Here is a 12,888-nt window from a genome sequence, read left to right as displayed (position 1 = left end):
GTTTCGACTGGGGTGATAGTTGCTGCTGCTTGGTCATCAAGCTTGTAGCTGGAGCTTTGAAGTTGCATAAGAGCGATCCTCGTTTATCGGTGAATGAGCTAATTGAAAAGGAACGATTGAAAACAGTTTATCTTCTTTATAAAGTTTTAGCAGTTCTTGGGCGGTATTTTCCACATACACATCAGAAATGCTATAAGGTAAGGGTCGAATTGTTCTTAAGAGTCTGTGTAAGCTTAAAACTAACCATTCTCCTTGAGCAAAAAAGTCCCCTAAAATTGTTCGATTGTATAACCACATCTGTAAACAACAGGCCGCAGCATGAAGGGTACAGTAGGTTTTGGCAACTTCAAACAATTCTGGGGATTGATCATGGCCATATTCAAACTTTGAGTTAGCAATTAACTCATCGTGGGCGTTTAATTCCTCTAAGACTAAATTACCCAAAACCATCAGCTTTTCTAACACTTCCTCATCTATATCTGTGGTTTCTTTAAACGCTTCTAGCTGTTGTAGAGCGATTTCTAACCCTTGTAAGGGATCATCGGCCCCGCGACCAAATAATTCGAGTTTCTCTCCCTTAAAGCTTGGTAAGGGTTGTTCTAAAGAAAAGATAGCTTCTAAGCGTTTTTGTAAATCGGCGATCGCTCCTGGTTTACGACGGGCCCGTTGTTTGGTTAATTGTCTAAACTGAAGCATCAATGCGTGTAAATTAACCACGGTACTGCCATCAAACATACTGATGATGGAATTATCCCGTAGTACCTTCTGGAAGATACCCCAGTCATGTTCTTCGCGCATATAGAACCGTGATCCGAGTACAGTATAAACACTGTTGATCATGGTTTCGATTTGGGTGGTGACGAAATATTTAGTCACCGCAGACCAAACGCTAAACTGTCCGGGGATAATATGAAATCCTCTAGCTGCCCCAATGGTTTCGCAATCACAGATTAAGATATCTAAGAAAGCATCCACCAGCACTTTACGGGGTTGGGGAATATCAATGACCTTCTTCCCATAAACCACCCGTTTCGTGGCAAAATTTAAGGTTGTTCTTAAAGCAGTATCTGCCGCACCCAACGAAAAAGCAGCGCAGAAGGTACGGGTAACTTGAAAGCCTTTTAAAGCAAATTCTAAGCCATCTCCTTCCTCTTTAATCCGCATTGAGTCAGGAACAAAACAATCTTTAAAGCCGATCCCACTCATATCCGATGCGCGGATACCGTGGGTTAAAATTTTTGGTAAATTGTAATAATGATCAGGGTTTAATTGAGATTTATCTACCATGAACAGGGTTAAGCATTTTGGTCCCCCTTCTGGATCAGTTTTGGCCAAAATATAAGATATTCCTGAAATAGTAGCGCGGTTAATGGGCCATTTTTCTCCATTGAGAATGTATCCTCCTGGGACTTTTTTTGCCGTTAAATCACCGCCAACGAGATCACTCCCATGTTCTCGTTCAGAATAGCCTAAACACATCGCCCCGTTTTCGTTCTTGATGTATTGGGCTAACTGTTGCTTTTGTTCATCGGTTCCTGCCATCCACGTGATGAAAGACCAGAATAGGGTGGTAAATGCGATCCCTATGGTTTGATCTCGACGACATAACACACGAACAAATGCTAAAAATTCCTCAAACGAGGTAAATTCCCCACCACACTCCGCCGGAACATAGTAATGTTGCAGTTTCCAGTTGTAAAGCCATTCGATCTCTGAGTGAGGAAATTCCTCTTTCTCGTCGATCTCAACGACCTGCTTAAACGACATTACGTTCTCAGGAGTCCACGGATCTCCTAAGTCTTTGTCAAGTCTTTCAGCAACCCAATATTGCTTGAGTTGGTGCATGACGCGCCTCCTTAGGTAGCTTTGCTTTAGGCTATTCCTTTGCAGGGTATATTATAACCTTCACAAAAATTGATCGCTATTTTAACGGGTTTATGCAAACAAAGCAAGTTTTTATCCATAACACCAATCACACATCGACAGTGAGATTAATCCTTGAAAAAAAATTCATTAAAAATTAGGCTGAAATACGTCTCAAACTCGATTAATAGGAATTCTTAACATATTTATTTTCCATTGTCGATGATCAAAATCATCGGCCAATTGTGATTTTAATCCTTGAGGGAGGGTAAGGTAAAAATTATTCTAAATATAGAATCTAAACTAATTATTTAAGAGAAACCAAATATGAATATGAAATCAACCTCCCTAGGATTTCTAGGTGTAAGTATTGGTATGGGTGCAATTTTTAGTTTTGCTCCCCTTAACCCCGTTCAAGCAGGATCACTTAATCGAGAGATAATCAATGCTAACGGAAATAAAATAGGTAGAATCGCATTTACTTGGGATGATAGCATAGTAACCAATAATAAGTTAGAAGGTTTTAACTCCTTAACCAGTTTTTCTCTAACGAATTATGATGACATGAGCTATGATCTCAACTTTGCTAAAAATGCGGACTTTGATAGCTTCGATTTTAATGTTAGTACCGGCCAGTTAGATATTTTTGCCTACAATCGAACCAGAGCAACCCAAACAAGAAAATACGGATTTGAAATTAAAAGCGAAAACTTTGATTCTGATGTAATTGCCTCTAGTTTACCAGTTTCTAACCTCCCTAATGAGCAAAAATTAAATCAAGCTTTAACAAATAATACGTATTTCATTAATTTTAACTTAGGTGAACCTACCTCGTCTGACTCAATTACCCCTTCTGGTTCTCAATTTAATGGTTATAGTGCTGAGAAGGCTAAATTTGTACCAGTAGAACAAGATCCACAGAGTGTCCCTGAAAATAGCTTAACCACCGCTTTATTGATTATTGCTGGATTGGTTTTTCTCAGTCCTCACAAAATTTTCTAAAGTTAACAACAACAACAGTTATTTGGTTGTTCATTAACCCACACTGGAAATCTTTGAAAATCAGTGTGGGTTGTTTTTTTAATCAAAAAACCTTATTAGGAAATTGAGAGATAACTTAGAAAACCTACAAGTCTTAAACCCTGACGATCTCGTTGTAAAAATAATCACTCTGAACTCCGATTTGTGTTGATCTTTCTCTGAAAATATCCACTTAAGCCAACCAGTATTAATCCTATCCAGGATGTAGGTTCAGGAACCTCTCTAGGGGTAACATCAACTGCCTCACTGGTTTCAATGGGATTGGGTTGACCATCTTGAGTTATGATAGACATATTATCCAACCCGTCAGTATCGTAATTGGAAATCCTACCATTAACAATATTATTATTAGAAGTATTATCAGGTAGACGATCACCAATAGAAGCAATAAATATAGAAGAATCTCCTAGTCCATACTCAAGGAAAAACACGTTTAAATCTATATTGTCTAAGGTATGAGTAAAATCAGCGAAAGTGGAGTTTCCTGAAAAGTTCATTTCATAAGCAGACACTTCATTAAAGGCAGGATCGGGGTCAAATATAATCATATTGTCCCCATTTTTATCTTCTCCTGTAAATGTTCCTGTTACTTCTCCGCCACCTGGCAACCATCCTAATTGAGAAAATTCAAAGGTTAAAGCATTAGCCGGTTTACTTCCTATAGCCATAGCAATGGTCAATCCTGCTGTTCCAATTGACAAGGACTGTATCAATTTTTTCATAATGGTAAAAACTTCCAAATAATTTCTTGAAGCAATAAGTAATCCCTTCTATTACCAGTCTATTTAATTTATCTATTTCAAAAAATAAGCTTTTCTAACTTCTCTAAAGCCATAAAAACATTAGGTTTTAAAACTCAATTTTTCTTAAAAATCTTTAATATAAAAATAACAAATAATTAAATTGTTTGAAATATATAAAAAAAAGCTCTTGTCAATGAGACAAGAGCTATAAACATTAAATTTATTTTAGTTTCTAACGACCTGGTTGATGGCTCACAATTTTACGATTTCCTCGGTTAGAGTTATTATTGCGCTTGTTAGAATTATATTTACCCTTACCCTTAATGACAGGCTTAGGCACAGTTGATTCGGGTACTTCCCAATCTTTCTTCATCCAGTCAGGACAGTCTTGGTCATAAATCATTTGTAGAGCCGCAGCCGCGATCGCCTGAGGATCGTATTCGTCGCTTAATTCCCGTACTAAGGGTAAAAACGAGGCCATTCGCTCTCCTGCTAAGGATTCTTTAATTTCATTTTGCAGTTTTTCTAGGCGTTTCGCCTCAACCTGAGAACGACTAGGTAGCTTACAAGTTTCTAGCTTTTGTCGCAGTCTCTTTTCAATTTGTCGTACCATACGGCGATCAATAGGTTCTACTAAAGAAATAGCAGTTCCTGTTTTCCCTGCTCTTCCAGTACGACCAATACGATGAATATAGGTTTCACTATTATCGGGTAGGTCGTAATTAATAACGTGGCTTAAATTTTCCACGTCTAAGCCCCGTGCAGCAATATCAGTGGCCACTACTAATTTAATTTTCCCGTCTCGGAAGCGATGGACTAATCGTTCTCGTTGGGACTGAGAAAGGTTCCCATGATATTCATCCACGCTATGACCAATTTCTTGAAGTTTGCTGGTCAAGTCCGAGGCAGTTTGTTTGGTACGAACAAAGATAATGGCTGACTCAGGATCTTCAATTTCTAAAATAGGTTGTAGGGCTTTGCGTTTTGACCATCCTCTCGGAACCATATAGAGATGCTGATCAATGCGTGTGGGAGCAGCTTGAGTCCGTTCGACGGATACGGTAACAGGAGACTTGAGGAACTGATTAACTAAGTCTCTTATTTCTCTAGGCATCGTCGCTGAAAAACAAGCAGTATTTCGGGATTCGGGGGTTTTTCTCAGAATAGTTTTGACATCATCAATGAAACCCATACTTAACATTTCATCGGCTTCATCAAGGACTGCCCAACGTAAAGAATCTATGACTAATTTTTTCCGTTCTAGTAAGTCGATAACTCGTCCAGGGGTTCCGACAACAATTTGTACTCCCCGTTCTAAACTACGGATTTGTCGTTCGATAGATTGACCTCCATAAACCGTCAAAATATAGAGGCGACGTTCTGTTGAAAAGTCTTTTAACGCTTCTGCAACTTGTTGAGCAAGTTCTCTAGTTGGGGTCAAAATTAAGGCTTGAACATTAGGATTTTTGGTATCAATTTGTTCAAGGATTGGTAAGGAATAGGCTGCCGTTTTTCCTGTTCCTGTTTGAGATTGTCCTAGGACATCATGCCCTTCTAATAGTAAGGGGATTGCTTTTTCTTGAATTTCGGTAGGACTTTCAAATCCGAGGGTTTGTAACTGGTTAATGCGGGCTTCGGATAGTCCTAGGTTCTCGAAAGAAATGGTCATAAGGTCGTTTTTGTTGGTAAGTTAACTATGGATTAAACGTTTAGAAAGTGCAGCTAGATTTCTTTATAGTGGCTTTTCAAACTGCTTATTATTGTGACTTATATTAGCATAAGTTTTTAGTTAGTTTCCACTACGGTTTGTACGGAATTCAGGGGTTGGGTTTAGATGACTTTTCCATAAAGATCATAAACATCAGCATCGGTAATTTTGACGGGCATAATTGAATTCAATTGTCCTTTTCCTCTGACATAAACAACTCCATCTACTTCGGGGGCAAATCTGATTGAACGTCCGATACATTCTTCGGTTTTCGGGTTTTCTTGTTCAATTAATACTTCTACTGTTTTCCCAACACATTGTTGATTTTTTTTAGCAGCAATCGGTTGCTGAATTTCCATTAAATAGTCCCGTCTTTCTTGGGCTATTTCTGAGGATACTTGGTTGGGCATTTGATACGCTGGTGTTTCTTCTTCAGGAGAAAAGGTAAACACTCCGACATGATCGAATTCGTGTCGTTGAACAAAGTTAATTAAATGCTCAAAATGTTCTTCTGTTTCTCCTGGAAACCCTACGATAAATGTGGTTCGCAAAATAGCATTAGGGATTGATTTTTTCAATCTTTCAATAATATTATCGTTAACCTGACCTTGCCAGGGACGATTCATGGCTTTTAAAATAGCGGGGTGAGAATGTTGTAGCGGTAAATCCAAATAGGGTAAGATATTTGGGGTATCTCTAATGGCATCAATCACTTTTTCAGTTAATCCCGTAGGATAAGCGTAATGAATGCGAATCCAAGGAATATCAACTTTTCCTAATGCCCTTAATAGTTCCGCTAGTTTGGGTTCTCCATAAAGGTCTAAGCCGTAATTGGTGGTAATCTGGGAGATAAGAATAATCTCTTGTACCCCTTGATCGGCTAGTTGTTGGGCTTCGGTTACAATCGATTCAATAGAACGCGATCGCTGATTGCCCCGCAAATGAGGAATAATGCAAAAAGCGCAACGATAATCGCATCCTTCTGCTACTCGAAGGTAGGCAACCGCCTCGTTAGTTGTGCGATAGCGAGGTATCGTTTCGTCGGCTACAAATGTGGGGTTTTGAGACACTTCTGTGACTCTTTCCCCTGTTTCTACCCGTTGAATGACATCTACGATTTTCTGGTAGTCTCCCGTTCCTACTAAAGCAACCGCTTCGGGCAACTCTTCTAATAACTCCTCTTGGAAATGCTGAGCCATGCAGCCAGAAATAATGATTTTTTTATTCGCTTCAGCCAATTCGACTAAAGTCCGAACAGACTCTTCTCTGGCTTCTTGAATAAAGCTACAGGTGTTAACAATAACGTAATCGGCTAATTCTTCGTTAGCATCGATAGAATATCCCTGTTGCGCTAGTAAGCCTAGCATATGTTCTGAATCTATACGATTCTTCTCACAACCGAGGTGAGATATAGCAATAGTTGGCTTGTTGCCCATGTATTATTTGGTTTTACCCCTTGTCTTCCACTGGGGCGAAAAACCAAGCAAATCCTTTAGTACAGCCTTTTGGCTAAGAATAATGTTTGGGATACTGGTTTGCCCCTTTTGTACTCTTAATTTATCTTAACAGATTTTTCCTCAGAAGGGAAGTTTTTAAGCTAAATTCTTTTTTTGAGTAGGTTGGATTATGGAATTTCTTCGACCCAGTTAGTTAAATTTCTATAACCTATTATCTCTGAGTCAAATTCCTAGACACACCTCAACAGGTGAAAATAGTAAAAAGTTTCCCTACTATTTCCACTGTCAATTTCCTTTGCCCTAGCTGTGACATCATCAAAGGAGGTTTTTAAGCAGATTCGGGGGTCACTATAGAGGACGGATGTACCAACAACTCAGAGGTTGAGCGTTTTTCTACCATTTCTTTGGTAATCATACACTTCTGGACATCTTGGCGCGAAGGTAACTCGTACATTACATCCAACATCAGTTCTTCAACAATGCCCCGTAACGCTCTTGCGCCAGTTTTCCGTCGATAGGCTTCTTGAGCGATCGCTTTAACTGCTTCTTCACTAAATTCTAGTTCAACATTGTCCATATTTAGCAGTTTTTGGTATTGCTTAACTAAAGCATTGCGAGGACGGGTTAAGATTGCCACCAGGGTTTCTTCCGTTAAGGGGTTTAGAGCCGCCATTACGGGTATTCTGCCGACAAATTCAGGAATCATGCCGAATTTTACCAAATCATCGGGTTCCACTCGTTGCATTAAATCCGCTGCCCGTTTTTCTTTTGACTGTCCTTCCCCTGGACGAACGAACCCCATGGATTTCTTGCCGATGCGTTGTTCTATCACTCGGTCTAAACCAACAAAAGCCCCACCGCAAATGAATAAAATGTTGCTGGTATCGATTTGAATACAATCTTGATAGGGGTGTTTTCTACCGCCTTGAGGGGGAACGTTAGCTACGGTTCCTTCTAGCATTTTCAAAAGGGCTTGTTGTACCCCTTCTCCGGACACATCTCTGGTAATGGAGGGATTTTCACTTTTACGAGCAATTTTATCGATTTCATCAATATAAATAATTCCTCTTTGGGCTTCTTCGACATCGAGATCAGCCACTTGCAGGAGTCGCAGGAGTATATTTTCGACATCTTCCCCTACATATCCTGCTTCTGTTAGGGTGGTTGCATCTGCCACAGCAAAAGGAACTTCTAATACTTGTGCCAAGGTTTGAGCTAACAGGGTTTTCCCTGAACCGGTTGGCCCCATTAGCAAGATATTCGATTTTTGCAGTTCGATGTTGTCATCATCATTTTTTCCCTGAACCAAATTCAGACGCTTATAATGGTTGTAAACAGCCACAGAAAGCACTTTTTTCGCCTCATCTTGACCAATCACATACTCATCAAGATAGTCTTTGATCTCCATGGGCTTAGGTAGCTCTTTCAGGGATGTCCCATTTTTAGCGGGACGGGCTTTAGGACGGGGATTACTTTTGTCTGTAATTGGACCCGAGGTTCCCATTAATTCTTCGTCTAGAATTTCGTTACAAAGCTCGACACATTCATCGCAGATGTAGACTCCCGGGCCAGCGATTAGCTTTCGTACTTGCTCCTGGGATTTTCCACAAAATGAACATTTTAGGTGGGAGTCGTATTTAGACATAAGCGGTTGAGTTAGTTGAGTGAGGTTACAGGGACAGTGGGATCGGACAAATCTGGTCGAGAGATGACTTGATCAATCAAACCATAATCCACTGCTTCTTGGGCTGACATAAAAAAGTCTCGTTCTGTATCAGTCGCAATTTTGTCATAAGGTTGTCCCGTATGCTCAGCCAGCATATCGTTCAGCCGTTTTTTTATGTAGAGAATTTCTTTAGCTTGAATTTCGATTTCTACGGCTTGGCCTTGTGCGCCCCCAAGGGGTTGATGAATCATAATCCGAGAACTGGGTAAAGCCATCCGTTTACCTTTTGTTCCTCCTGAGAGTAGGAAGGCTCCCATACTAGCGGCTAGTCCAAAGCAAATGGTGACTACATCAGGACGTATTTGTTGCATGGTATCATAAATGGCTAATCCTGCATAGACCGACCCTCCTGGTGAGTTGATGTAGATTTGAATGTCTTTTTCTGGGTCTTCTGCATCTAAAAACAGGAGTTGAGCCACAATTGAATCTGCTACTTGGTCATCTACGGGGGTTCCTAGGAAGACAATCCTTTCCCGTAATAGTCTTGAATAGATATCAAAGGCTCTTTCCCCTACGCCAGACTGTTCTACAACCATCGGCACTATGTTTTGTGCGGTGGCGTAAATTTCTGAGGGACGTTTACTTGATAGAGTATAATCTAGCGATCGCGATTGAATCATAGCCTTTCTGTTTCGGTTTAACTTAAAAATAGTATTTCTATACGTTAGACAATTACGGTGAAACCTTGATTGATTCTACCGTTGGCGGTAACCAGACCACTGCCTAGATACCGACTTGGTTTAATTATAAGTCTTATTCTCTAATTTTGTCTCGCTTACAACAATTTTAGTAATTGGGATGCTGGGTCTCACGTTTTGTTGCTTTCACCTTAGCACATTTTTTAGATAGCTTATCAAGTCCTTTTCATTTCTTCTAATACCGTGATAATCACTTCAGAGGGAATTTCTGCCTTAATTTCTACTTTGCCAATCTTTGTCGGTAAAATAAAGCGAACTTTTCCTCCTTTGACTTTTTTATCTAACTGTAAGGTTTCTATAATATTCTCTAAATTTAAATGATTATCGAGGCTGACTGGTAAAGCAGACTTTTTAAGCAAATTTTCTTGTCTTTGAGCCATTTCTTCTGTCCACATTCCTAATTTTACTGCTATTTTCCCTGCTGCTACCATACCTAGTGCCACTGCTTCTCCGTGATTGATTTGACTATAACCGGTTAAACTTTCTATGGCGTGGCCAATGGTATGACCATAGTTTAGAATAGCTCTGAGGCCGGCTTCTTTTTCATCTTGATTAACCACATCAACTTTGGCTTGACAAGATTGTTCGATAATTTCTTGCAAAATTTCTAGATTGATATTGTCTAAACTGTCTAATTTTTTCTGTGCTTCTAATTGATTAAATAAATTTGGGTTCCAAATGACTCCATATTTAATCACTTCTGCCATTCCTGCTCTAAATTCTCTAACTGGTAATGTTTTTAATACCATCGGATCAATAAACACTAAACGGGGTTGATAAAAAGCACCAATTAAATTTTTTCCTTGAGGATGGTTAACCCCGGTTTTTCCTCCAATAGAAGCGTCTACCATGGCTAATAAAGAGGTGGGAACTTGAACAAAATTAATGCCTCTTAACCAAGTGGCTGCAGCAAACCCTGTCATATCTCCTATGACTCCACCTCCCAAGGCTAATAAGGTGGATGTTCTTTCTAAACGATGTTTTAAGGCAATATCATAAACCTGAGAAATGCTTTCTAAGGTTTTGTAAGTTTCTCCTGCAGGAATTAAATGAGAAAAGACTTTAAACCCTGCTTCATTGAGTGAATTAATAACAGTTTCTCCATAGTAATCAAAAATATCTGGATTAGAAATTACCAGGATTTTTTGACCTAATTTCAGTGAGGTTAGATGTCGGCCGACATTCCCTAAACTGTTAGGAGAAGTAATAATATTGTAGCTTGTGTGAGGTAAAGTAACTTGAATAACAGAGGACATAAATTTTTATTAATACTGAATCTCTCAGAATCATGCAATCGATAAAAAGTTGATGGATTTCAAGGGGTTGGTGTCAAAACTAAGATAGAATTGATAGATAACGTTACACTTTTTAACTATAATATTAAGATGATCGATATCATCTTTTAAAAATCCTATGGAACCTGCAACTGTTTTAAGTATCGCTATTGGCTCAATTCTTCTTGTCATTACTGGATTTGCCATTTACACAGCATTTGGACCCCCATCTGCCCAGTTAAGTGATCCCTTTGAAGATCACGAAGACTAGACTATCTTACCAGGATTATAAGGCTTTTCCTTACCAATCCACAAGAGATTAAACTAAATTAAACAATTGGTTGAGTTATTAAAAAAGCTCAACCTTTTTTCATTGGTTAATATATAAAGTTTAGTTATGTTTAGCCCATTGAAGTGTGTTTATAAATATTATTAATGAAAAATAATTTTTAAGTTTAAATTTCCTATGGTTTGTCAATGCTGATAAAATCTTGCTCAAGGAACAAAATTACCCAACTTGTCACCACGAAGTTGCGCCTTTATAGGCACTTATGATAAGGTATAGTTGAATAATGAGAGTGCCGTTCTGTCCGAAATTTAATTTTCGTCAAATGAGTTAGTATTTTGTGTCAAGATTGAGGGAATCGTTAAAGTAGAAAAACCTAGAACTCAAGGACTACATGGCACGACCCAGTAAACTGAAATACGATCGCGGAACTTTAATTTTACATCCACCTCCAAGGGGTAAAGCTTGGATTGAATTCGCTACCTGGGATGATCGCATCGAAAAGTTTAGGGTTCCGGCTATCTACTATCGGACGTTAATTGAAACCTTACAGGCTGATAATCTTAGCTTAATTGATGAAGCTAAAGACTTTTTTCCGTTAGACCTAACCCCTAGTTTTGAAAGGGAACCTTATCCCCATCAAACGGAGGCGTTAGAGGCTTGGAAACATTCGGGACGTAAAGGGGTGGTGGTGTTGCCCACGGCCGCGGGAAAGACCTATTTAGCCCAGTTAGCGATGATCGCCACACCTCGCACTACTTTAATTATAGTGCCAACCTTGGATTTAATGCACCAATGGTATGCTCAAATGAGTGCGGCTTTTCCTGACATTGAGGTGGGGTTATTGGGAGGAGGATCGCGAGATCGCAGTCCTATTTTAATTGCAACTTATAACAGTGCAGCTATTCACGCAGAAACGCTAGGAAATCGCTACGCATTACAGATATTTGATGAATGTCACCACCTTCCTACTGATTTTTTTCGTGTTATTGCAGAATACGCTATTTCTCCCTATCGCTTAGGCTTAACTGCTACTCCAGAAAGGGCTGATGGTAGTCATCGTGACTTAGATAGTTTAATTGGTGAGGTGGTTTATCGCAAGGGAGTTAAAGAACTAGCGGGGGGTACTTTAGCGGATCACGAAGTAGTAGAAATTAAAGTAAAACTATCACAAACAGAACGAAAAAGTTATGAGAAGGCGATACAAATTCGTAATGATTTTTTACGCAAGTCTAATATTTCTTTGAGTAGTTTAAATGGCTGGCAAATTTTTGTCAAAGCGAGTGCCAGAAGTGCAGCCGGAAGACGGGCAATGTTAGCCCATCGAGAAGCGAAAGAAATCGCGGCCGGTACGGAAGGAAAATTAAGAATTTTAGCAGAATTAGTTTGTGAACATCATCACGATTCTTTATTAATTTTTACCAATGATAATGCGACAGTTTACCGCATTTCTCAAGACTTTTTAATTCCTGCTATTACCCATCAAACCCCAGTAAAAGAGCGTCACGATATTTTAACACGGTTCCGAGAAGGTATTTATAAAAGTTTAGTGACTTCCCATGTTTTAAATGAAGGGGTTGATGTGCCAGAGGTTAAAGTTGCTATTATTATATCGGGAACCAGTTCGGCACGGGAATATGTTCAAAGATTGGGTCGTATTTTGCGGAAAGGAAAGGGAAAAAATAAGTTAGCAACTCTTTATGAAATTGTCGCAGAAGACACCAGCGAGGAACGAACATCACAGCGTAGAAAAGAAGGAACAAAAACCCCCAAACCTCAACAATTAGAAGTGTTACCCTCAACCTACGACATGAAGTCTAAAAAGTCTTTGAGGGCTGCTGAAAAACCTAAAACGAAATGGGGAGAAGAAGAGTAAAATATTTCCCTAATTAATGTTAAAAATGATTGCTTTTTCTTGACTTGACATGATATTCTATACAGAATAGAAAAGGTGTGCGCTTGCAACATCGTTTTGACAAGAAAAACAAGTTAGTCAAAAAATTGTTATTTTCAACAGTTCACTAGACAACTGTTATAGGGTGGGTAAGGTTTTTTGCTTCTGTGATGATACAGATTAGGAATTTTTGGGAAT

The 12,888-nt window shown here is 39.2% G+C and carries 10 protein-coding genes; 3 read left to right on the top strand and 7 right to left on the bottom strand.

Annotated features, from left to right (window positions below):
- Window positions 1-36: 36 nt before the first annotated feature.
- On the bottom strand, window positions 37-1,845 hold the full coding sequence (locus C4E06_RS03865) for an acyl-CoA dehydrogenase (protein WP_107666894.1): 1,809 nt from the start codon (window positions 1,843-1,845) through the stop codon (window positions 37-39).
- Window positions 1,846-2,190: 345 nt separating this feature from the next.
- On the opposite strand from C4E06_RS03865, the gene C4E06_RS03860 reads away from it, so the two are divergent.
- Window positions 2,191-2,865, top strand: a complete 675-nt coding sequence (locus C4E06_RS03860; RefSeq protein ID WP_107666893.1) for a hypothetical protein — start codon at window positions 2,191-2,193, stop codon at window positions 2,863-2,865.
- A 164-nt stretch (window positions 2,866-3,029) separates the two neighbouring features.
- On the opposite strand, the gene C4E06_RS03855 is transcribed toward C4E06_RS03860, so the two are convergent.
- From C4E06_RS03855 to aroB, 6 genes are all read right to left on the bottom strand, one after another.
- Window positions 3,030-3,626, bottom strand: coding sequence for a PEP-CTERM sorting domain-containing protein (locus C4E06_RS03855; protein WP_107666892.1), 597 nt, complete (start codon window positions 3,624-3,626; stop codon window positions 3,030-3,032).
- 253 nt (window positions 3,627-3,879) lie between these two features.
- Window positions 3,880-5,316, bottom strand: coding sequence for a DEAD/DEAH box helicase (locus C4E06_RS03850; RefSeq protein WP_107666891.1), 1,437 nt, complete (start codon window positions 5,314-5,316; stop codon window positions 3,880-3,882).
- Window positions 5,317-5,477: 161 nt separating this feature from the next.
- On the bottom strand, window positions 5,478-6,791 hold the full coding sequence (gene rimO, locus C4E06_RS03845; RefSeq protein ID WP_107666890.1) for a 30S ribosomal protein S12 methylthiotransferase RimO: 1,314 nt from the start codon (window positions 6,789-6,791) through the stop codon (window positions 5,478-5,480).
- Window positions 6,792-7,140: 349 nt separating this feature from the next.
- Window positions 7,141-8,457 (bottom strand): ATP-dependent protease ATP-binding subunit ClpX, encoded by a 1,317-nt coding sequence (gene clpX / locus C4E06_RS03840; protein WP_107666889.1) that lies wholly within the window; start codon window positions 8,455-8,457, stop codon window positions 7,141-7,143.
- A gap of 11 nt (window positions 8,458-8,468) precedes the next feature.
- Window positions 8,469-9,158 (bottom strand): ATP-dependent Clp endopeptidase proteolytic subunit ClpP, encoded by a 690-nt coding sequence (gene clpP / locus C4E06_RS03835; RefSeq protein ID WP_198648291.1) that lies wholly within the window; start codon window positions 9,156-9,158, stop codon window positions 8,469-8,471.
- A gap of 233 nt (window positions 9,159-9,391) precedes the next feature.
- Window positions 9,392-10,492, bottom strand: coding sequence for a 3-dehydroquinate synthase (aroB, locus tag C4E06_RS03830; RefSeq protein WP_107666888.1), 1,101 nt, complete (start codon window positions 10,490-10,492; stop codon window positions 9,392-9,394).
- A 157-nt stretch (window positions 10,493-10,649) separates the two neighbouring features.
- On the opposite strand from aroB, the gene psbN reads away from it, so the two are divergent.
- Together psbN and C4E06_RS03820 are read left to right on the top strand one after the other, a co-directional pair.
- Complete coding sequence (gene psbN, locus C4E06_RS03825) at window positions 10,650-10,781, top strand: photosystem II reaction center protein PsbN (RefSeq protein WP_009543503.1); 132 nt, start codon at window positions 10,650-10,652, stop codon at window positions 10,779-10,781.
- Between the two features lie 409 nt (window positions 10,782-11,190).
- Window positions 11,191-12,672 carry a DEAD/DEAH box helicase gene (locus tag C4E06_RS03820; RefSeq protein WP_107666887.1) on the top strand — a complete coding sequence of 494 codons (1,482 nt, stop codon included), beginning with the start codon at window positions 11,191-11,193 and terminating at the stop codon, window positions 12,670-12,672.
- Window positions 12,673-12,888 lie beyond the last annotated feature (216 nt).

It is taken from the genome of Cyanothece sp. BG0011 (assembly GCF_003013815.1).
Classification (GTDB): Bacteria; Cyanobacteriota; Cyanobacteriia; order Cyanobacteriales; family Microcystaceae; genus Crocosphaera.
This window is presented reverse-complemented; position numbering and strand designations above follow the sequence as displayed.